Origin of the sequence: Neisseria oralis (assembly GCF_045062685.1) — a bacterium.
In the GTDB taxonomy this organism is placed as follows: domain Bacteria; phylum Pseudomonadota; class Gammaproteobacteria; order Burkholderiales; family Neisseriaceae; genus Neisseria; species Neisseria oralis.
In genome coordinates, this window is sequence record NZ_JBJGEB010000012.1 from 14,782 (window position 1) to 32,362 (window position 17,581).

Here is a 17,581-nt window from a genome sequence, read left to right on the forward strand (position 1 = left end):
TCATCCTAAAATCGCGTGATGATACGGCCTGAACGGCGCGGAGAAATACCCGCCGCCGCTTCCAGCCGCGTAATTTCCTGCTGCCAGAACCGTATCTGCTTCAACAAATCGGCAAGGCTGGAAAACTCCATTTCGCGGTCTTTGATTTTGTACCGCTTGGTCATGCCCCTGCCTGCCGCATGTTCCTTGTAGGCTTTCCGAAGGCTGTTCAGAATCTCTCGCGCCTCTTCAAGCTCTACCGCATAGTCATGTCCGCTCATCGCCGTATTCCTTCATTAGTTCAGATACGCCGCTCATCACCTCATTCAGGATTTCTTTAGATTCAAAAAGCGCGCAATACAGGATTTCTTCTAGCACATGCTGCATCAGATCGTCCAACCTGCATTTTTCCAGCATTTCCATTAAATCCGCGTATTCTTCAGGCTCTAAAAGATACATCGGCGCATCGGAATCAAGCTGCCGCTGCAAATACCATTGCGCTTTTTTCAAATCCTCCAGTCCGTTCTTTTCCCGATGACGCCAAACGTACTTAAACGCATTGCCCATGCAGAAATTCAGCCGTTCGGTAAATTCAATACATTCCACGGCGCGGCTTCGATAGTGCGGCGGGTTAATGTTGTCTTGCTTTTCCATTTTCAGACGGCCTCTTTTGCATAAAATTTGCTGACGCCTTGGTCGAAACGCTCTTCCACCAAACCTTTATCAATCAGCGTATCAATATCGCGGCGGGCAAAAATCCAGCCGCTCCACTTTTGTTTTCCGTACACCACATCGGCAACGCCGGTTGATGTGCAGCCCGGATGCGCCGCAATGTAGGATAAAACCTGTTCTTTTTCGCTCATGGTTGTAGCCGTATAAAGGCCGTCTGAAATCTGCTGTTCAGACGGCCTTTGTCTTGGTTTGCACTTAAAAGACGGCCGCAAACCTTGGCCGCACGCTCTAACGTCGGGCAACGTCGTATCAAGCCCTAATCTGAAATGTAGCAGAAAAGCGTTTTCTGACGTCCGGTTGACGCTTAACCGGCTGGATAGCCATCTATTCAGACGGCCTGAATCAATAATTGGTAACGAAGTTACCGCCCTTGCGCCGCCGGTTGGCGGTATAACCGCCGCCATTGTCGACCTTCGGTTTTTCCTGCACCTGTTCGGCGGGTTTCGGCTCGGCAAACAGTTCCGACTGCAACAGCGCGTTTTCGTATAACGCCCATTTTGCCGCCGACATAGTATGCGTACCGACCGAGCGGGCGGCGTGCAGGGCATAGACTTCGCAGTCCAATGCCTCGTTTCGTACGCCGACCTTCTTCTGCCAAACCTTTTTGTGCTTGTTCATGCGACTGGGTACTTTGACTTCGCTCAACAACTGGCCGCAGTAATCGGCGCGGACATCTTTGTAAAAGTGCATCCGCCCTGCCCCGCTTCCTTCCAGATTGATGCGCGCGTGCTCGTCTATCAACAAGTCCTTCGCCCGCGATACGCCGACGCTGTACACCTGCACGCCGAATTTGTCGGCCTTGGTGTTTTTGTGCTTCAAGTCAATCGCCCGCGCCCGACTGAAAATTTCTTTATCGGGGTTGGTGCTGCCCTTGACCGCCATCACATTCACCGCTTTCACGCCGCGGCAGCCGCGCACAAAGTGATACACCGCGTCGGAGGTATTGCCGTCCGAACTGTCTATCGATACCGCCGCGATTTTCATTCCCGCGCCGGTTTCGTGTTTGTAGGCCGTCTGAAAAATCATCTCGGCCAGTTTACGCCACACGTCAGATTTGACGTCCACCGTGTTGCCGTGGATTTCGCCCCACCAAACCAGCCAGCTTTCCTCGCCGCGCCCCCATGCGCGGATGATGACGGCCAGCCGGTCATGTTGCACGTCCACGCCCATAGTCAGAATCAGGCCGCCGCGCGGAACGGTGTTTTCGGCGTAGTCTTCGCCGCGTTCTGCCAGTTCGTCTTCCTTCACGCCGTCATTGGTCATCTCGAATGGGATTCCGATGGACGAGTTGACGAAAGCAATCATCGGCGATATATCGCCGTTGTCCGCTTCGTATTGCGCGGTCAACCATTTTTTCATCAGTTCGGAAAACACACTGCCGGGGAACGGGCTGTATAGCTCGTTCAGGTAAAAACCTGCCGTGCCGTGAAAAGGCGCGGTCGCCTGCCACCAACCGCGACGCACATTACGGTTTTTCTGCATGTCGTTCCACACCGCGCCGCAGTTCGGGCAGGTGTAATGCGCCGTTTCCGGCAGCTTTTTGCCAAAAACGGGATGGTTGCCGTTTGGGTCTTCGTCGCAGGAAAGGTAATCGAAGCTCAACACATGGGCTTCGCCGCATTCGTGGCATGGCACCATGCCGACGCGCTTATCCGACAACTCCATTTCGGCGGCGATTGTCGAGACGCCCGCAATAGTCGGCGTGCCGCCTAATACGATTTTCGGGCGGCGGTAGGTTTTGGTTCGCTCCTTCGCCAGCTTGATACTGTCGCCCTGACCGCGCAGGTTCAGGTTACAGTCGTCCGGCTCCTCCACGCACACAATCGGTACCGGCGACGATTTCACACTGGCAGGGCTGTTACTGCCCACCAGCTTCAGAAAACCGCCGGGGAATTTTTTGAACAACTGCCGCTGCCCTTGCGCACGGATACGGGTATCGACTTTCTCGCGCAAGGCGGGCGTCGCTTCGACCATCGGAACGAATTTTTCGTCCATGTACTCTTTAGCCGCCCCCTCTTTCGGGAACAGAACCAGTATCGGACTGGGTTCGGCATCGATGGATTTGCCCAAAAAGTTACCCAGCACACCCGAAGTCCACGCCACTTGCGCCGATTTCTGGCAAACAACCACTTGCACGGACGGGTCGTCCAGCGCATCAAGCGGGCTGTTTTCCCATGCCAGATACGGCGTTACGTCCAAAACGTATTTGCCCGGTCGGGCGGCCTCTATGCTGGAAAGATAGCGGTACTTGTTCGCCCAGTCGCGGGTTTTAATTTTGCGCGGCGGTGCCCATTTCCGGCACGCCTGCCGCAACACCCGCGCCACCGTTTCAGCCATCCGCGCCTGCATGGTTGCGGCTGTCATCTCCATTGTTTTCTGCTCCGTAATTCGATAATTTTTCCAGCGCCCTGTTGATGTACGCCGCAATGGTGTCAGGGTCTATTTCCACGCCCGACGTCGCCGTCAGTTCAGCCGCCAACTGCTCGGGCATCGTTAAAAATTCCGTCCGCGCCGCTAAAACATGGTCGCCCCATGCGCGCTCAAACATCGCGGCTGGCGCAAGCTGTCCTAATTTTTCGTCCCGCTCCAATTCAGCCAATTCAGCCTTCACCCTGTCCAGCCGGTCGCGCGGCTTTTCCTTGTTCAGCCGTTCCAGTTCCCGCTGCAACAGCCAGCGGATAACCGCAACGGTATCGTATTCATTCGCAAGCCCGTTTTTATCTGCATAGGCCGCCACCGGCAGACCTTCTTTCTGCCAGTTGGTCAAAGCCTGTTCCGTAACACCGACAATATCGGCAAGCTGTCTTTTATTCACTTTCATGTCAGTTCCTCATTAACCCAGCAAGCAACCCATACAAACCTGTCGCTTAACAGAAATCGCGGCTCGAATCACCCGCGTGGGTTATGGGCTGGGAAGTACCTTAACGCGCAGTTCGCAGTGCGTTTTCCAGTTCGGCGGCTGCAATTTGTCCGCTGTTGCGTTCGACTGCCTGCCGTGCCGTTTCAAAATACCGCATCCGCTTTTCGTATTCCGCCGAAGATACATACATAACCAACGCCCGAACGCCTTTCTTGTTTCGCCTGTATATGCCGGGCTTCAGACGGCCTCTTGTTCGGGTTAAAGCAAAGTTCCTGCCGTCATTAATGCCGCGCAACATTGAACGAAACGCCGCCAGCGTGATGTTGCCGTATTGGTCAAGCCTGACCGAATCCGACGGCACGATACGGAAACCCGCGGGCATCAAGCCGCGCGAAACCAAAAACCGTTCTATACCTTTCGTTTTGCGCGTGCCGCCGTAAATTTGCGCTTGCAGATACTTTCCGGCGCTTCTATTTGACGCACTGTCTTTAAAATCCACTATCGCAGTCAGATTATGTTTATCCGCATACTGGCGGACAAACAGACTGTTCAGCGTCCACTGCCTAGGATTGCCGAATACCGACGCCATTTCAGCCTGTTCCGCCTCAATGACATTTGCAGCCAGTTTGTTTACCGTATTTTTCGCCGCAAACGGAATCTGACGCCGCGCCACATCGTCCAGATGCGCGAACACGCCGCCCAAATCAACAGCAATACAAGACATAAGGCCACCAAAAGCAAAGGCCGCCTGAATATCAGACGGCCTTCGGAACAGAATGAAACGATAGAAAAAAACTGCGGCACATCCGCCCTAAGCGCACGAAACCGCAGTTTTCCATAATTTAAACATTTCAGTCTCAAGATTGCAAGTCTTTTTTAAAAATCATTTAACAGCCGGCTTGCCTCACTATCCCGCAAACTCACGGCCAACATAGCCTCCGCATCGGAAAGATAGCGGTAAAACGAAGCGCCGCTGCACCCGCACTCCGCCGCTTTTGTACGGCGGCTATTGAAACCGTCGGAATAATGCACCTTTATCACTTCCCGATGAAACCTTGGCAGCCGCATCACCGCCGAATCCACCAAAGTAAACACCGAATCCGCATCCACCCCGTAGGGCAGCGAAGACGGACGCGCACCGCCCGTATTGACCGCACCGCTCATCAGCCTGTTTAATGCACTTTCCGCATAACCAAGCCCGTTGTCCGTTCGAACCGAACGCCAAACTGCCCAGCGTTCCAACAAATCGTCTATCGTCATTCATAACATCGAATCTTTCCCAACAGTTAGCTGCTAGCCCCGTCGGCGTACCGCAGGGCTTTAATTTTGAAGCACATATTATAACAAAAATGCCGTCTGAAACCTATCGGACGGCATAATCGGACAGCAAAAAATCAGCAGCAGATCAGTTCCATTACCGTATTTTGCAGGCGCGTCAATTCAAGCATCGCACATTTGAAATTGTCGTCGGTTTGGTTTTGGTTTTCCTTGCAGAACATAAAGTTCTCATAGGCATCGCTGACTATTTTGGTCAGGTTGACGATTTCGGTTGCCGCGCCGCATTCCGCCAGCCCGATTTCCGACGTATCGCCGTCGTATGTCAGCAGGCGGGCGATGGCGGAATTGTGGCTTTCCGCAATCTCGCGTTTTCTGCATTGGGCATCGCTTGAATCGGCAGCTTTGACCACAACAGGCGCGGGGAGTTGCTTTTTCTCCTCTGCCGCCAGTATTGCGGGCAGGTTTTCAGCCTGTTGCGACAGGGATGCGCCGAGGCCGAAGGGTTTGACGGGGCAGTTTACGCCGGCGACGATGGGGCGGCCGGCTACGGTTTGAGTCTGTTTGTGCAACCAGCGGATGATGTTGATAAGTTCGCTATACGTCGCTTCTCGCGGGGTTTTGTTGAATTTGGCGGAGAGATGGTCGTCAAAGTTGCCCCATCCCCAGCCGTGGATTTCGCGCAGGCGGTCGCCCAGCATGTAGATGACTTGGATGAGTTCGTCGCGGGTCGGAAGCTGGTCTTTGACGGACGGGGTAGCGCGGTTGCTTTCCCGTTCCAGTACATCCAGCACCCAGTGGCGGAACTCTTTGGCTGCTTTAGTTCGCGCCAACATACCCAAAAGGTGTGCGCCGCGCAGGCTGAATACGCGCACCTGCTGTTTGCCGCCTGCGGTGGTCAGTTCGATGACGCGGGTCATGCTGTCGGTGAACTCGTCGGCATTGCGGTCGTAGACTTTTGCTATATCTGATGATGGATTTTTATAGCCCAAGGCACTGGCAATTTGGAAGCCCCTTAGCCAAGGCTGACCGTTGATGTCGGTAATTTGGAAATGAGTATTTTTAAAAGAAAGAGATGCTGCGTTCATGATGATTTCCTGTAGGTTGATTTCGAAGTTGCCCGAAACGGGCGGCCACGAGGTTCGAAAACTCCCTACAAGAGCCGTGCTTATTCCCCGCTGAAAGCGGGTCTTGTATTCGCAGCCCTCGCGGCCATAAAACTTCGGTATCGAAACAAACAACAAGGAAACCGAGATTCTATAGACGTAAAAAATTCACGCTGACGGGGTGAATGCCGTGTAGGAAGAGGTTTTCGACGCCTCGTGAAACGGAATGTAAAACAGAAAGAAAATGCTTGTCAAATAATTTACAAAAATATAACATTTTTGCTCATTTTGCAAATAAGTGAGTTTAAAATGAAAAAACAAATATTGTTAGTTGCAATGGTCGTGGTGCTTGCGGGTTGTGCGACTGCTCCGGTAGATTCGGGACGGGCAAAAGAAGTGCCGCCTGACAGGATTTTGGCCTACGGTGCGCCCAATCCCGATTACGCAAAAGTCGAAATCATCAGAGATGCAGGTTTTCTTGGCAGTGGTTGTTATTTGGGCGTGATGTATCGGCAAACGGTTTTGGCGCGGTTTGCACCGTCGGAAAAGGCGGTTTTTTACCTACCGGAAGGCGAATGGCCGATGGCAGTTACCAAAGACCCTGACGGCAGAATGCTGTGCGGCATGAATGAAGCCCCTGCTGTCGAAACACAGAAAATTGTGAAGGGGCGGGAAAACTTGTTCCGTATCAGTTCCGGTCCGTATCGCAGGCCAAGGTTGTTACCGCAATAGATTGAGTATTTGTCAGGCCGTCTGAATATTCAGACGGCCTTTGTTTTGCCCACTGCATGAGCAAATTTTAACAAAAATGTTTAAAAAAAGACTTGCCATTTAAACATTTTTGTTTATAATAACACCTATCCGAACAACAGGAGCAGGCAATGAGATGAAGCAGAGCGAATTTTTAAAATGGCTGATAGCCCAAGGCGTTGAAACCAAAGACGGCACGCGGCACATCAAGCTGTATTACAAGGGCAAACAGTCGCATCTGCCCCGCCACCCGTCCAAAGAGCTAAAAACGGGCTTGGTCGAAGGAATCAAAAAACAGCTCGGTTTAAAATAAGGGCAAGCCCGCAAGGGCTTGCAGAAAGGTTGAAAGATGTACTATCCCGCAAAATTTACCCCCGCCGAGGAAGGCGGCTATGTCGTTACCTTCCGCGATATTCCCGAAGCCATTACGCAGGGCGACGACATGACCGAAGCGGTCGAAATGGCGGAAGACGTGTTGCAGTCCGCAATGGATTTCTACTTTGAAGACCAACGCCCCGCGCCCTTGCCGTCCGCCCCCGAAGAAGGCGAACGCTTGGTCGCGCTGCCCTTGTCGGTTTATTCGAAAGTATTGCTGCTCAATGAAATGCTGGCGCAGGATGTAAGCAAATCGGAACTGGCAAGGCGTCTGGAAACCACGCCGCAAGAGGTTCAGCGGATTACCGGCTTGCACCATGCAACCAAAATCGATACGGTCGTCCGCGCTTTGGCGCAACTGGGCAAACAGCTTGAAATCCGCCTTGCTTGAAAAGCCGTTGAAGAAACGCCGTCTGGAAGTTCAGACGGCGTTTTTGTTTCAGCCCTGCCGCCTGCCGATAACGAAAACAGTAGCCAAGGCAACCACCGTCCCGCAAACAAGCGAAACGGCAGCAGTGGGGTGTCCTCGCCATACGAGAAATCCCGCAAACAGCAATATCATGATGACACTGATAAAGCCGTATATCTGCCCGCGCATATTGAATGCTTGGATTTGCAATCTATTTGCATGACGCGCTTCCTGCTCTTTTTCAGCCATCGTCATAATACGGTCGGCGCCGTTGCTGATAATGGCGTTGTATTGCGCCAAATCAGACGGGGACGGCAGCGGTCCCGAATGGAAGCGTTGCGCAATCATAACCTGTACGTTTTCGTCGGATAGGATTTGTTCGACAAGTTCGGGAGATTTGACGACGGTATCAACCACCTGTTGCGCCGCGTTTTCGTCGGAAACGGTCATTTCTCCACCCTTTGCATGGCACGCTGGAAATCCCCGCCGATATTTTTGAGGTCTTCCGCCTGACTTCCTTTGGGGGCAGCTTTAGCAGGATGATACAGACTCAACAGGGAACCTATACCAAACAAGAGGGCATATAAGTGCTGTTTTTTCATTTTCATCTCCTTATTCGTATCTTACCACATTCAAAAAACAATCCACATCATAAAAAAAACCTTTAAAATCATGGTTTAGACAGGGCATGATTTTTTGATGCCTCAAAAAAACCCTTTAAAATCATCGTTTAGACCGTTTCGACCGTTTCGACAGGGTAAAAAATACGCACGCGAGGGAAAAAAACGAAGAATATAAAAAAATATGACATGCTGTATATTTTTATACAACATGTCATATTTTGCGGAATTATTTTTTTATCTCGCGTAACGGGATAAATACCCTGTCGAAACGGTCGAAACGGTCTAAACGATGATTTTAAAGGGAAATTTTCCAACCTCTGCCATGTCCGAATATGTCGAAACCTTGATTTTAAAGGATTTTTTATTTTCCCCCACCCTGTCGAAACGGTTAAAACTCCGCCGATTCGGCAGCAATGCGGAAATCGCTTATCTGCCTGCCGTAATAATCCGCTTTATTGACACTGCCTTGAGAACCGCGCTCCGCCCTGTCGGTGGTCGGCGGCGGGTACTTCTTACGGGCGGCTTCGGAAAGCTGTTCGTGCGGTACGATAAAAAACCGTACTTTTTTCCAGCCATCACGCAAAGCAACATCGCTGCGCTTTTCTTCCAAACGTTTGCCGATATTAGCATAAAAGTTTTTTTGCTGTAAGTGAAACGTCTTGGTATTGTGCGCCCAGCGTTTGTACACCGCCCACAAGTCCGTCGCGGCGCAGGTAACATAGGGCACATCCAAATCCCCCTCGCGCCAGTCGTCCAAAAACGCCTCCCAACTTGGCTTGTTCAAACTAATCATGCGCTTTTTAATCGGCGTCATCAGCGGTTTGGTATGCGGGCTGAATTTACGTTCTTCGCCGTCTTCCTGATAAGTCAGCGGCAGCGCGTGCAGAAACTCGGCAAAATGACGGATGCCGCCGTTGTCCAGTTCTTCCTGCAACGCTTCGTATTGCGCATCGCTGAATTTTTTGTTGCAGTTCACCACCATAAAGCGGCGGTCGTTGCTTTCGATGGGAATGGAACGCTCATCGTTGGAGAAGATGATAAACGAATTGAAATCGCCGTGTTTCTCGGCATCGCGCCCCTTGCGCTCCACCATGATCACATCCGACGTAATCATATTTTTCAGCTTGCCGATAACGTTCAGCCGTTCGTCGGAAGGGCTGATTTCTTCAAAAATCGTTACCAAGGCAAACAGCAAAGCAGAATTGAAGCGTGATTCCAGCGCGTTTTGGTCAAGCTGCCGCGTATATTCCCCAAACAAGGCTTTAACGATTTTTTCGCCGAATGTGGATTTACCCACACCTTGCGTTTCAGAAATAAACACCAAAGCCGTCGCCGGTTTTTCGGCAGGTTGGCGGACACGGCACGCAAGCCAGTTCAATACCCATTCCGCCGCCCGCGCATTGGTTCCATCGTCGCCGTTGCCGCTGCATAAATGGTAAATCAGCCCGATGATGTTGCGGCATTCGGGGAACGCCTCAATCAGATAACCAATCGATTTTCCCTTCAGGCTTTTATCAACCTCGCCCACTTTTACCGGCAGTCCGTTAAACATATTGATATGCTTCACGCCGCTGCCGTCATCCATCATAACAACCCCCTGTTCGATTGCCGGGTCGAAATGGTAATTGCTCATAGGGCAGACCAGCCGCAGCGGCGACTTGCCCCAGTCTTGATAACGGTCGGGTATCGCCGCATTGACCGCCGCCAGCGACACGATGCGCTTCAGATTGCGGTCGAACGCATCGGTCGTGCCGTCCAGATAAATATAACGGTTCAGCGCGTCTTTAAATTCATCGTCCACCGTCGCCGAAATTTCCAGCTTTTTGCGTTTCAGATAAATATCCGCCTCAACATCGCCCAATTGCTTGCGCGCGTCCAACTTAAACCAAGTCGCCACCGCCGTTTTGCCAAACAGCTTTTCAAGCTGCTTTACCGTAAATGTTTCGCAGGTATCAAGATTCAAGACTTTCTGCTTCAGTCCGATTTGCGCATACCCTTCCAAAAGCGCGGCCAGCCGTTTTGTCGGATTGCCATCATCGTCTTCAGACGGCATTTCCACCCCCGAATCCCCCGATTCCGCCGCGTGTGAAAAATCACACGCCATAGGCACAGAAGATTCCAAAGAAGATTCCGTAAACGGATACGGCACGGCGGTATCCAACATCTCGCGCACCGATACCAGCGGTTCGGTATCCTGAATCACATCGGCAATATCGTAGCCGGACGGCCAATATCCCGCGTCGGGAATATTTGCGATCCGCACCGTGCAGTCCTGTTTAAGCAGCTTTTCCGCAATACCCAGCATCGCCTTCATACCCGGCTGCTCAGAACGCGGCAGATACGGCTTGTCTTCGGGCTTCACGCCCGCCGCCTCTTCGGCCTTGCTCAATTTCTCGCGCTGGCTGTCGCAGTCGGGCCACAACAGTACATCACGGCCCGATACCGCCGACCAATCGGCCTTTCCCCAACCGTTGCAGCCGCCCAGCCATGAAATGACCGCCCAGTCCTTCAAGTCAAAATAACTTTCGGCAGCCATCTTGCACTTTTCGCCCTCAACAATCAGCACCCGCGCCGACGGCTTCGCCGCCAAGGCATCCAGCCCGAACAGCGGCTGCGGGTCTTGCAACCGCCGGTTACACCATTGTTCAACCCCTTCGCTGTTTTTCGCCCACACAAACGGCAAGTCGGACTTCCGTCCGGTATCGTCGGTAAACCGCTGTACCACACACAACGGCCTGCCCGCCGCATCTCGATACACCGCCCGCAGCGAATCGACACTGTCTTTTTTGCAGTAACGATATACCTTCGCGCCGTTCAAATTCTGCAACAAGTGTTCCGCAAACGGTGCAATCGGCGTCCAACTGTTCCGCTTCGATTTGCCGCCCGTTTTGGGGCTGCCGTCCCATTCCGTACGCGCTACCGGCTCAAATCCGCCGATACGCAGCCGTTCGGCCACCTGACGCAACGCATCACCCTGTTTGCCGCCGCAAAACAAATAAGCGTATAAACTGACCAAATCGCCGCCCGCGTCGCCGGTTGCATAATCCGCCCACGCGCCCGAATGCGTATTAACCGCAAACGACCCCAACGATTTATCCGCCCGCGTCGGATTCAATGCGAAAAATTCATGACCTTTGTATTTGCCGCCCGGCAGCCACTCGCTTAACAAATTGTCAACAGAGTTCAGCGCCGCATCGGCCACACCTTTAAAATCCAGCTTGTTCATTTCAGACGGCCTTCCTGTTACGTTTTCCACGACGGCGGACACGGTTTTCCCGCTGCCCGAACGGCGGACATTCGTAGCCCAGTATTCCGGCAGCTTCCAGCGATTCGGCCAGCGCCGCTGCTTCAAAAATACCGATACCGAACCTCCGCGCGATTGCAGATTCCGTTACATGTACCGAATAAAGCGTTTTCAGCCATTGTTCGGCCTGTTCGTAAAGTGATTGATTTTTATCGTTTTCCATTTTGGAAACCTGTTCTATAAGGCAACAAAAAGGCCTGCCCCCCCCTTGAGGCAGGCAGGCGGTATAAAAGGCGGCGTTAAACGCCGTAAAAATCTCTGACTGGGAAATATCAGAGAGGCAGGAAATCGGCTATTCCACCCCGTTTTCTGGGGACGAATTTAAAAATAAATCTGGGTACTTCAGCTTTACAGCCGCAGGAATCCCGCGCCTGTTCCAATTCGATACACGCTGCTGGCTTATCCCTAGCCGTTTAGCTATTGATGAACAACTACCTATTGATTTCAAAAGATTTTTGTCATGTTCAATCTGTTTTTTCTTATTCATATTAAACTCTTTGTTTAAAATCCACTCTTATATTAAACACTACGTTTAGAAAAAAAGCAAGTGTTGTGTAACAACATTTTGTTTAAATGTTGGAAAATAAACAGCCATTGGGAGATTGAAATGAACGAAAAAACCGCACGACTCTACGAAGCAGCCGAAAAACTTAAAGGAATCACAGGACAATCAAATTTAGCCAGATTTTTAAACACATCGCCGCAAACCTTGAACAACTGGGAAAGTCGCGGAGTATCATCAAAAGGGCTAATAGAAGCGGCAAAAGCAATAGGCGCTTCAGTTGAATGGCTTGAAACAGGAACCGGTTCTATGGACGGCTCACATACACCCGAATCGAACGCAACCGTTATCGGCACGGTGGACGCATGGGACAGCCGCACCCCGCTATCAGGCGACGATTGCGAAGTCCCTTTCTACAAAGACATCCACTTAGCGGCGGGCAACGGCTTTTCAGACGACATCGAAGACTACAACGGCTACAAGCTGCGTTTCTCAAAAGCAACACTTCGGCGGCACGGTATCAGCCCCGCCGCCGTGATCTGCGTCTGCGCCGACGGCGACAGCATGGAGCCTGTATTTCCTGACGGCGCAACATTGGGTATAAATACCGCCGACAAAACCGTAAAAGACGGGAAAATCTACGCCGTCAACCACGGCGGGCTGTTACGCACAAAGATTCTTCAGAAGCTGCCCGGCAACAAAATACGCATCAGAAGTTACAATGCCGAGGCCTACCCCGACGAAGAGGCGGACGCGGCCGATATAAACATCATCGGCCGCGTTTTCTGGTGGAGTGTGATGGATTAAGATACTTGGACGACTGATTTTTTACCGCGTATTGCGCGGTATAACTAAAAAGATATAATATATACAAAAGGGCACGCATGGAGCTGACCGTCCACTTTAACGCCGAGCAGGATTTAGACCGTTTTTTTGAAAAAGACGAAGAAGCGGTCGGTTATCTCGATGCCGTCATTGAGATGATTCAGGCGAACTCTGCTATTTTTGATGGCTTATACGAAAACAAATACTTCAGAGAATATGGCGAACCCATAGGCCCGCTTGATTTGGAAGTAAAACCCATATTGTCATTATGGAAAAAAGACATCAAAGTTTTGCGCGTCCGATTTGGCAGCGAAGAAGCAGCCGGATACAGAATAATTTACGCACCATGCCATGAAAAACAGCCAAACGGCGCATATATCCGCCGCATAGATATATTGGCTGTTGTAAATAAGAATACAGACAAATTCAACTATCAGTTAGACCATCCCATTACACAACGGATCATCAAAGACTATGAAGAACTATACTCAAACTAACGGCACGTGGGTTCCAATGGGAGCAACTCTTACCATTGCTGTTGCCGCATGTATAGTATCAACACCAACACCTGCCACTCCCGTTACCCACATAAACTGCCTGCGTATAAACGGGCAGATTAAATGCGTCAAACCGATAAGCCCCAACACTACCCCCGCCGCAGAGCATATTGAACATGTGCGGAAAAATCCGCGCCGCAAAGCAGCGATGGACAGGGCGGCGGCGAAAATTGCCGATAAAATAACCCGCAAAGCAGGCGGGGAGACATTTGTCAGCCTGAGGATGAAAAAGGGGTTTACCCAGTCTGAATTGGCAGCCGCCGCAGGATTGCGTCAACCCTATCTGTCCCGCATCGAAAACAGCAAACAATCCCTGCATAATGAGACTGTACAAAAACTGGCAAACGCATTAGGCGTTTCCCCGCTTGAGGTTCGTGCGGCGTTCGAACAGCAGTACGAATACATGGAGCAGGCATGATCCACCTAAATGTCCACTATTGCGATGAAATCATCCGCCATGCGGAAAATGACAAATACAGCCTAATAGGAATTTTTACCGACGAATGCCATATTCCGACACAACAATTCATTTTAGGTCGTCTATGCCTGTCCATTTCATTTTCCGCCGAAGGCGGGTACATGCAAGCATTGCAAACCCAACCAACCTTTTTAGAAATTGTTCGCAACGACGATGTAATTTCCGAATTTGAAATCCCGCCGTATGACGGCGGCGGTACAGGAGAAAACGTTTCATTCATGCTGCACCAAACAGTTAGCGGCCTTCCCGTTTCAGACGGCGACCGTATTTATGTAAGAATGAAAACGCACAGCCATATTATCTCCGAGAGCCACCCTCTGTTTTTTACTTGGCTTCCTTACCACTCATAACAATACCGAACCGCCCTAGGGCGGTTTTCTTTTTCATGACAAACCGCCATTCAGGCGGTTTTTTTGTGCCTGTGAAAATAAAGTCTATTTAAAATCAATATGTTTAAAATTTTTAAACAAAATATATAAACATTATGTTGCTTTATATTAAACAATATGTTTAAATACACCCATCGAAACAACAAACCAAAAGGAAACCATCATGAAAAAACAAAACCAAGTTGCCCAATATCTGAAACCCGAAGCAAGCCGCGCCCGAAAAGCAGTATTCGACGCAGTCGCAAGAATGACGGTTGATAAAGAGCGGGCAAAGCATATCGGCATGGAAAACGCCATTAAAGAACTGGAATCTGCCAGAAAGCACGTTTTAAGAAAATTTAAAGAAATGGTCGATTTCCGCATTGAAGCCGAAAACAAAACCCTAAGCGATTCAGTTTTAGAAGCCGCCCCGTTTTCGATTGCCGCCGCAAAGAGTTTTAACGCTTGCTAGTAATAAAGGCCGTCTGAATCTCAGACGGCCTACGGAGAAAACAATGAAATCATTACTCATCGCAGCCTTGGCAGTCATACTGCCAGCCTGCACCACCGAAACAGAACCTGCATATCAACACGAGACCGAAGCCCAGCGCATCATACGCGAGCAACAAGACGCCGCCGACTTCGCCGTTATCGAACTTGAAAACACCTACGCCCGCATGACCGACGAAGAACGTATGCGCGGGATTGTTTATGAATAAAACCAAAAGGAATATTTAAAATGGAATTAATTACCACCGTCGCCGCCGCTGCATTAATTATTTTTCTGCTGGCCGCTGTCATCATCACAACCACCGAAATTTTAGTACAACAGCGAATCAACCAAATTCTAGAATTTTTAAACCGAGATGATGATTAATGCCGCCTGAAACAACCAACGGAGGGAAAGAATGAAACTTTTATATATGCCATCTAAGCATGGAGAATTTGAAGAAGATAGCGCAATTGAATTGGATATCTATGAAACAACTGATTCTACCCCTGAATATCTTGCTGAAATTGCCGCAAGGCACTACTACAACGAGTAGGATGGCTGGGAACGTGTTGAAGAATGGGAGACGGAGGGAATCTCATTTTGGATTAAAACTGCTGATTCCGATCCGGTAGAAGTTCAAACTCTTTTGGATTTCCATCCAATATTTATTAACGAAATCAAAACAAGTCAAGATTGAAACACGAGGAAGATTTGAATGAATAGCGCAAAAAACGAATACACATTCAGCTATGTCTTCGGCGGCCGCAAGTGGTCGACGTCTATCTGGGCGGACAGCCCCGATGAAGCCAAACGGAAAATCAGGGCGCAGGCCGCCGCAGTGTACGAAGGGGAAGTAGTTATGAAATTGCCGGTACCCGGCAAAGTGAGATGGTTCAAACGTTTTTTCAAATGGAGCAAAAAATCATGAAACTGATAGAAATCGTTGCCGATTATGTAGAAAAAAACAACTACGACGGCCTATACAACCCGCACGCCGAATGCGCCTGCAAAAAGTCGGATTTAATGCCGTGTGACAGTATCGGCAGAGACTGCCTGCGGGCTACCTACAGCCTGAAGAAGAAGCTGAAGAAAACGGGTTCGACTTTATGATCGGACATAAAAAACATTCAATTCAAACTAAGGAGAACAACAATGTTTAAACCGCCACGCCCTCAAATTAATAAGCAAATCATCGAAGCAGCAGCAGAAGTATTTGTAAGAGAGAACATCGATTCACTTCCTGAATACCTTGAATCAGAAGATTTAGTTGAACATCTTGTAAAACATTTTGCAAGGCATAAAGACGGATTTGAGTTGGCAAAAGACTTGGAATGTGAAGGCTGGGATATTACTGCTGAAACCGTTCAATTATTGGATGAATTCGACATTCATATTGGAAACGCTTTACAAGATGCAGAAAAAGAATGGATTAAAACCAACAATATCCAGCCGCCGTTAGAAATAGGAACAGAAGTTGAATATATGTACGGTGCAATGAAGAAAGGGACTATCACTGGCATTTCTCAATACCGCGTCGGATGTTACGAAATAAAAGAAAACGGCTGGGACGATGAGAAAAACGGACAAGTACGTCATATTGTGAAATGGGAGTGCACAAGAAAAATTGAGATGTGCAGCACAATGAATCGTCCGAGAGCAGAATGTGGCTGCCCTGATTGCGGCAGTTCGTTAACCGAATACAACGACTAGGGGGACGACATGGCATACTTCGCCAACAGCACAGAAGGCAGTGTGTTCGACAGCCAATGCGCAACCTGCAAGCTCAATTTCCAATGTCCGATACGGTTTTCCCAGCTTGAGTACAACCGCAAACAACTGGGAAACCCGCTGGCGGAAGAAATCATGCAAACGCTGGTACCGCACGAATGCGCGATATACAGCAAAAATGCAGACATACTCGAAATCGAAAACGAAGAAGAAATCGAGCGCATCCGAATGAACCATATCAACACAGATTTACCCGCCGACATCAAACAACTACTTTATAAATATACTCAAAAGGAATTCGGGAAATGAGTTTAAGCCACCGCATACATTACGCAGATACCGTGAATCAGCCCAACATCGGCTACCGATATAAAGACGGAAAATGGCAAGTCATCCAATATATGCTTCCGCAATACAACAAGAAGCACTGGACGAAAATGAATGCCGGATTCCGCCGTAAGGGAAAAGTCCTGCAAGAATTTAAAACGCAAGAATCCGCCGCAGAATACGCAGAGAAAATCAGAAACGAAGGTAAAGCAAATGGAAAACCTACCGACACAACAACGTCTATTACTTATTTACGGTAAAACACACATCACGCTTGAACAAGCTGTCGCCGACTGGATGCCGCATATCAATATCGAACGCGCAAAACGCCGCGCAAAAACCCAAACCCTGCCGTGGCCGGTTATCAGCAGCGAAGACAGCCAGAAAAGCGGCCTGTTCGTCAGTCTTGCTGCCATCGCCGAATGGCTCGACCTGCGCGAACAAGAAGCGCAAGAAAACTGGAAAAAGATGAATCAATAAATGAGGAATGAATAAAATGAAAGAATACGTTTTCAAAATTAGTGTGATCGACGGCAGTATGAAAGTAGAATTACCTTCAATCAATCTTAATAACGACTCCACCCTTCCAGACTTGATGGCGGCATTAACTTTTGAATTTATTCAAAGCATGTCTAATGACGCAGTAAAAGACCAGAAAAAATTCATGGAAGGAGCAATTGATACTTTGCGGACGGCAAAAATGATAGAGGCAATATCTAAATCTAGAGAACGCCAGATATGAAAGAAACAGAAGAATAAATAGCGCATCATTCAAGATGCGCTATTTTGTTTGCTAATCAGATTTTCAGAATTTTGATACTCTAACTCAATCATGAAAGTTTTTTTGTAATGCCCCATACTGCCACCATATATAAAAGTGCATTTACAAG

At 49.6% G+C, this 17,581-nt stretch carries 31 protein-coding genes and 1 pseudogene; 19 read left to right on the forward strand and 13 right to left on the reverse strand.

What is annotated here, in order from left to right; genetic code table 11:
- Positions 1 to 5: 5 nt before the first annotated feature.
- The 8 genes from ACI43T_RS10235 to ACI43T_RS10270 all read right to left on the reverse strand — a co-directional run bounded on the left by ACI43T_RS10235 (position 6) and on the right by ACI43T_RS10270 (position 5,934).
- Entirely contained in the window at positions 6 to 260 is a 255-nt protein-coding gene (locus tag ACI43T_RS10235; RefSeq protein ID WP_314764473.1) for a hypothetical protein, read from the reverse strand.
- The gene (locus tag ACI43T_RS10240; RefSeq protein ID WP_405386893.1) at positions 247 to 633 is read right to left on the reverse strand and encodes a DUF3310 domain-containing protein; all 387 of its coding nucleotides are present in this window, start codon (positions 631 to 633) and stop codon (positions 247 to 249) included. Before ACI43T_RS10240 ends, ACI43T_RS10235 begins: the two co-directional genes overlap by 14 nt.
- Before the next feature lie 2 nt (positions 634 to 635).
- A complete protein-coding gene (locus ACI43T_RS10245) occupies positions 636 to 842 on the reverse strand; it encodes a hypothetical protein (protein WP_405386895.1) in 207 nt (68 codons plus the stop codon).
- 211 nt (positions 843 to 1,053) lie between these two features.
- Positions 1,054 to 3,081, reverse strand: coding sequence for a phage terminase large subunit family protein (locus tag ACI43T_RS10250; protein WP_377079688.1), 2,028 nt, complete (start codon positions 3,079 to 3,081; stop codon positions 1,054 to 1,056).
- Positions 3,041 to 3,532: a terminase small subunit gene (locus ACI43T_RS10255; protein ID WP_096111790.1), complete on the reverse strand. Its 492-nt coding sequence runs from the start codon at positions 3,530 to 3,532 to the stop codon at positions 3,041 to 3,043. Before ACI43T_RS10255 ends, ACI43T_RS10250 begins: the two co-directional genes overlap by 41 nt.
- A 100-nt stretch (positions 3,533 to 3,632) precedes the next feature.
- Complete coding sequence (locus tag ACI43T_RS10260; RefSeq protein ID WP_039850959.1) at positions 3,633 to 4,295, reverse strand: hypothetical protein; 663 nt, start codon at positions 4,293 to 4,295, stop codon at positions 3,633 to 3,635.
- A 152-nt stretch (positions 4,296 to 4,447) separates the two neighbouring features.
- A complete protein-coding gene (locus ACI43T_RS10265) occupies positions 4,448 to 4,831 on the reverse strand; it encodes a molecular chaperone DnaJ (protein WP_377079690.1) in 384 nt (127 codons plus the stop codon).
- Between the two features lie 134 nt (positions 4,832 to 4,965).
- Complete coding sequence (locus ACI43T_RS10270) at positions 4,966 to 5,934, reverse strand: BRO-N domain-containing protein (RefSeq protein ID WP_405386899.1); 969 nt, start codon at positions 5,932 to 5,934, stop codon at positions 4,966 to 4,968.
- Positions 5,935 to 6,168: 234 nt separating this feature from the next.
- Between ACI43T_RS10270 and ACI43T_RS10275 the strand changes: the two genes are divergently transcribed.
- From ACI43T_RS10275 to ACI43T_RS10285, 3 genes are all read left to right on the forward strand, one after another.
- Positions 6,169 to 6,684, forward strand: a complete 516-nt coding sequence (locus tag ACI43T_RS10275) for a hypothetical protein (RefSeq protein ID WP_405386901.1) — start codon at positions 6,169 to 6,171, stop codon at positions 6,682 to 6,684.
- Positions 6,685 to 6,838: 154 nt separating this feature from the next.
- Positions 6,839 to 7,015 carry a type II toxin-antitoxin system HicA family toxin gene (locus tag ACI43T_RS10280; protein WP_314764467.1) on the forward strand — a complete coding sequence of 59 codons (177 nt, stop codon included), beginning with the start codon at positions 6,839 to 6,841 and terminating at the stop codon, positions 7,013 to 7,015.
- Positions 7,016 to 7,051: 36 nt separating this feature from the next.
- Complete coding sequence (locus tag ACI43T_RS10285; RefSeq protein ID WP_107842571.1) at positions 7,052 to 7,468, forward strand: type II toxin-antitoxin system HicB family antitoxin; 417 nt, start codon at positions 7,052 to 7,054, stop codon at positions 7,466 to 7,468.
- A 48-nt stretch (positions 7,469 to 7,516) separates the two neighbouring features.
- Here ACI43T_RS10285 and ACI43T_RS10290 read toward each other — a convergent pair whose 3' ends face one another.
- From ACI43T_RS10290 to ACI43T_RS10310, 5 genes are all read right to left on the reverse strand, one after another.
- Positions 7,517 to 7,936, reverse strand: coding sequence for a DUF2335 domain-containing protein (locus tag ACI43T_RS10290; protein WP_405386905.1), 420 nt, complete (start codon positions 7,934 to 7,936; stop codon positions 7,517 to 7,519).
- Positions 7,933 to 8,088 (reverse strand): hypothetical protein, encoded by a 156-nt coding sequence (locus tag ACI43T_RS10295; protein WP_405386907.1) that lies wholly within the window; start codon positions 8,086 to 8,088, stop codon positions 7,933 to 7,935. The genes ACI43T_RS10290 and ACI43T_RS10295 overlap by 4 nt, the downstream gene beginning before the upstream one ends.
- A gap of 409 nt (positions 8,089 to 8,497) precedes the next feature.
- Positions 8,498 to 11,335 (reverse strand): DUF5906 domain-containing protein, encoded by a 2,838-nt coding sequence (locus ACI43T_RS10300; protein WP_405386909.1) that lies wholly within the window; start codon positions 11,333 to 11,335, stop codon positions 8,498 to 8,500.
- A 1-nt stretch (position 11,336) separates the two neighbouring features.
- Entirely contained in the window at positions 11,337 to 11,576 is a 240-nt protein-coding gene (locus tag ACI43T_RS10305) for a hypothetical protein (RefSeq protein ID WP_009174529.1), read from the reverse strand.
- A gap of 129 nt (positions 11,577 to 11,705) precedes the next feature.
- Positions 11,706 to 11,900, reverse strand: coding sequence for a hypothetical protein (locus ACI43T_RS10310; protein WP_083774612.1), 195 nt, complete (start codon positions 11,898 to 11,900; stop codon positions 11,706 to 11,708).
- Positions 11,901 to 12,020: 120 nt separating this feature from the next.
- On the opposite strand from ACI43T_RS10310, the pseudogene ACI43T_RS10315 reads away from it, so the two are divergent.
- The 16 genes and pseudogenes from ACI43T_RS10315 to ACI43T_RS10390 form a co-directional block, all read left to right on the forward strand.
- Positions 12,021 to 12,215, forward strand: a pseudogene (locus ACI43T_RS10315) (helix-turn-helix domain-containing protein); the annotation flags it as partial.
- Between the two features lie 9 nt (positions 12,216 to 12,224).
- Positions 12,225 to 12,722 carry a S24 family peptidase gene (locus tag ACI43T_RS10320; RefSeq protein ID WP_254654932.1) on the forward strand — a complete coding sequence of 166 codons (498 nt, stop codon included), beginning with the start codon at positions 12,225 to 12,227 and terminating at the stop codon, positions 12,720 to 12,722.
- Positions 12,723 to 12,799: 77 nt separating this feature from the next.
- Positions 12,800 to 13,237 (forward strand): hypothetical protein, encoded by a 438-nt coding sequence (locus ACI43T_RS10325; RefSeq protein ID WP_009174531.1) that lies wholly within the window; start codon positions 12,800 to 12,802, stop codon positions 13,235 to 13,237.
- Positions 13,238 to 13,253: 16 nt separating this feature from the next.
- Positions 13,254 to 13,715 (forward strand): helix-turn-helix domain-containing protein, encoded by a 462-nt coding sequence (locus tag ACI43T_RS10330; protein WP_009174532.1) that lies wholly within the window; start codon positions 13,254 to 13,256, stop codon positions 13,713 to 13,715.
- On the forward strand, positions 13,712 to 14,125 hold the full coding sequence (locus ACI43T_RS10335; RefSeq protein WP_009174533.1) for a hypothetical protein: 414 nt from the start codon (positions 13,712 to 13,714) through the stop codon (positions 14,123 to 14,125). The genes ACI43T_RS10330 and ACI43T_RS10335 overlap by 4 nt, the downstream gene beginning before the upstream one ends.
- 202 nt (positions 14,126 to 14,327) lie before the next feature.
- Positions 14,328 to 14,615, forward strand: coding sequence for a hypothetical protein (locus ACI43T_RS10340; RefSeq protein WP_405386913.1), 288 nt, complete (start codon positions 14,328 to 14,330; stop codon positions 14,613 to 14,615).
- Between the two features lie 43 nt (positions 14,616 to 14,658).
- Positions 14,659 to 14,862, forward strand: a complete 204-nt coding sequence (locus ACI43T_RS10345; RefSeq protein WP_405386915.1) for a hypothetical protein — start codon at positions 14,659 to 14,661, stop codon at positions 14,860 to 14,862.
- Positions 14,863 to 14,882: 20 nt separating this feature from the next.
- A complete protein-coding gene (locus tag ACI43T_RS10350) occupies positions 14,883 to 15,020 on the forward strand; it encodes a hypothetical protein (RefSeq protein WP_405386917.1) in 138 nt (45 codons plus the stop codon).
- Between the two features lie 31 nt (positions 15,021 to 15,051).
- The gene (locus tag ACI43T_RS10355; protein WP_405386919.1) at positions 15,052 to 15,189 is read left to right on the forward strand and encodes a hypothetical protein; all 138 of its coding nucleotides are present in this window, start codon (positions 15,052 to 15,054) and stop codon (positions 15,187 to 15,189) included.
- 162 nt (positions 15,190 to 15,351) lie between these two features.
- Positions 15,352 to 15,564 carry a hypothetical protein gene (locus tag ACI43T_RS10360; RefSeq protein WP_405386921.1) on the forward strand — a complete coding sequence of 71 codons (213 nt, stop codon included), beginning with the start codon at positions 15,352 to 15,354 and terminating at the stop codon, positions 15,562 to 15,564.
- Positions 15,561 to 15,746 carry a hypothetical protein gene (locus tag ACI43T_RS10365; protein ID WP_405386923.1) on the forward strand — a complete coding sequence of 62 codons (186 nt, stop codon included), beginning with the start codon at positions 15,561 to 15,563 and terminating at the stop codon, positions 15,744 to 15,746. Before ACI43T_RS10360 ends, ACI43T_RS10365 begins: the two co-directional genes overlap by 4 nt.
- 42 nt (positions 15,747 to 15,788) lie before the next feature.
- Positions 15,789 to 16,346, forward strand: a complete 558-nt coding sequence (locus tag ACI43T_RS10370; protein ID WP_405386925.1) for a hypothetical protein — start codon at positions 15,789 to 15,791, stop codon at positions 16,344 to 16,346.
- A 9-nt stretch (positions 16,347 to 16,355) separates the two neighbouring features.
- Positions 16,356 to 16,673, forward strand: coding sequence for a hypothetical protein (locus ACI43T_RS10375; protein ID WP_405386927.1), 318 nt, complete (start codon positions 16,356 to 16,358; stop codon positions 16,671 to 16,673).
- Entirely contained in the window at positions 16,670 to 16,951 is a 282-nt protein-coding gene (locus ACI43T_RS10380; protein WP_405386929.1) for a hypothetical protein, read from the forward strand. Before ACI43T_RS10375 ends, ACI43T_RS10380 begins: the two co-directional genes overlap by 4 nt.
- Positions 16,905 to 17,171, forward strand: a complete 267-nt coding sequence (locus ACI43T_RS10385) for a pyocin activator PrtN family protein (RefSeq protein WP_138627936.1) — start codon at positions 16,905 to 16,907, stop codon at positions 17,169 to 17,171. Before ACI43T_RS10380 ends, ACI43T_RS10385 begins: the two co-directional genes overlap by 47 nt.
- Positions 17,172 to 17,187: 16 nt before the next feature.
- A complete protein-coding gene (locus ACI43T_RS10390) occupies positions 17,188 to 17,433 on the forward strand; it encodes a hypothetical protein (RefSeq protein WP_405386931.1) in 246 nt (81 codons plus the stop codon).
- Positions 17,434 to 17,581: the final 148 nt, after the last annotated feature.

Bases quoted from the DNA above. Each gene is read 5' to 3' on its own strand.
- ACI43T_RS10375 (WP_405386927.1), top strand. From the start codon at position 16,356: ATGGCATACTTCGCCAACAGCACAGAAGGCAGTGTGTTCGACAGCCAA.
- ACI43T_RS10345 (WP_405386915.1), top strand. From the start codon at position 14,659: ATGAAATCATTACTCATCGCAGCCTTGGCAGTCATACTGCCAGCCTGC.
- ACI43T_RS10360 (WP_405386921.1), top strand. From the start codon at position 15,352: ATGAATAGCGCAAAAAACGAATACACATTCAGCTATGTCTTCGGCGGC.
- ACI43T_RS10240 (WP_405386893.1), bottom strand. From the start codon at position 633: ATGGAAAAGCAAGACAACATTAACCCGCCGCACTATCGAAGCCGCGCC.
- ACI43T_RS10235 (WP_314764473.1), bottom strand. From the start codon at position 260: ATGAGCGGACATGACTATGCGGTAGAGCTTGAAGAGGCGCGAGAGATT.
- ACI43T_RS10300 (WP_405386909.1), bottom strand. From the start codon at position 11,335: ATGAACAAGCTGGATTTTAAAGGTGTGGCCGATGCGGCGCTGAACTCT.
- ACI43T_RS10285 (WP_107842571.1), top strand. From the start codon at position 7,052: ATGTACTATCCCGCAAAATTTACCCCCGCCGAGGAAGGCGGCTATGTC.
- ACI43T_RS10270 (WP_405386899.1), bottom strand. From the start codon at position 5,934: ATGAACGCAGCATCTCTTTCTTTTAAAAATACTCATTTCCAAATTACC.
- ACI43T_RS10385 (WP_138627936.1), top strand. From the start codon at position 16,905: ATGGAAAACCTACCGACACAACAACGTCTATTACTTATTTACGGTAAA.
- ACI43T_RS10325 (WP_009174531.1), top strand. From the start codon at position 12,800: ATGGAGCTGACCGTCCACTTTAACGCCGAGCAGGATTTAGACCGTTTT.
- ACI43T_RS10305 (WP_009174529.1), bottom strand. From the start codon at position 11,576: ATGGAAAACGATAAAAATCAATCACTTTACGAACAGGCCGAACAATGG.
- ACI43T_RS10355 (WP_405386919.1), top strand. From the start codon at position 15,052: ATGAAACTTTTATATATGCCATCTAAGCATGGAGAATTTGAAGAAGAT.
- ACI43T_RS10330 (WP_009174532.1), top strand. From the start codon at position 13,254: ATGGGAGCAACTCTTACCATTGCTGTTGCCGCATGTATAGTATCAACA.
- ACI43T_RS10250 (WP_377079688.1), bottom strand. From the start codon at position 3,081: ATGGAGATGACAGCCGCAACCATGCAGGCGCGGATGGCTGAAACGGTG.
- ACI43T_RS10320 (WP_254654932.1), top strand. From the start codon at position 12,225: ATGGACGGCTCACATACACCCGAATCGAACGCAACCGTTATCGGCACG.
- ACI43T_RS10260 (WP_039850959.1), bottom strand. From the start codon at position 4,295: ATGTCTTGTATTGCTGTTGATTTGGGCGGCGTGTTCGCGCATCTGGAC.
- ACI43T_RS10335 (WP_009174533.1), top strand. From the start codon at position 13,712: ATGATCCACCTAAATGTCCACTATTGCGATGAAATCATCCGCCATGCG.
- ACI43T_RS10380 (WP_405386929.1), top strand. From the start codon at position 16,670: ATGAGTTTAAGCCACCGCATACATTACGCAGATACCGTGAATCAGCCC.
- ACI43T_RS10365 (WP_405386923.1), top strand. From the start codon at position 15,561: ATGAAACTGATAGAAATCGTTGCCGATTATGTAGAAAAAAACAACTAC.
- ACI43T_RS10280 (WP_314764467.1), top strand. From the start codon at position 6,839: ATGAAGCAGAGCGAATTTTTAAAATGGCTGATAGCCCAAGGCGTTGAA.
- ACI43T_RS10255 (WP_096111790.1), bottom strand. From the start codon at position 3,532: ATGAAAGTGAATAAAAGACAGCTTGCCGATATTGTCGGTGTTACGGAA.
- ACI43T_RS10390 (WP_405386931.1), top strand. From the start codon at position 17,188: ATGAAAGAATACGTTTTCAAAATTAGTGTGATCGACGGCAGTATGAAA.
- ACI43T_RS10310 (WP_083774612.1), bottom strand. From the start codon at position 11,900: ATGAATAAGAAAAAACAGATTGAACATGACAAAAATCTTTTGAAATCA.
- ACI43T_RS10245 (WP_405386895.1), bottom strand. From the start codon at position 842: ATGAGCGAAAAAGAACAGGTTTTATCCTACATTGCGGCGCATCCGGGC.
- ACI43T_RS10350 (WP_405386917.1), top strand. From the start codon at position 14,883: ATGGAATTAATTACCACCGTCGCCGCCGCTGCATTAATTATTTTTCTG.
- ACI43T_RS10340 (WP_405386913.1), top strand. From the start codon at position 14,328: ATGAAAAAACAAAACCAAGTTGCCCAATATCTGAAACCCGAAGCAAGC.
- ACI43T_RS10290 (WP_405386905.1), bottom strand. From the start codon at position 7,936: ATGACCGTTTCCGACGAAAACGCGGCGCAACAGGTGGTTGATACCGTC.
- ACI43T_RS10265 (WP_377079690.1), bottom strand. From the start codon at position 4,831: ATGACGATAGACGATTTGTTGGAACGCTGGGCAGTTTGGCGTTCGGTT.
- ACI43T_RS10370 (WP_405386925.1), top strand. From the start codon at position 15,789: ATGTTTAAACCGCCACGCCCTCAAATTAATAAGCAAATCATCGAAGCA.
- ACI43T_RS10295 (WP_405386907.1), bottom strand. From the start codon at position 8,088: ATGAAAAAACAGCACTTATATGCCCTCTTGTTTGGTATAGGTTCCCTG.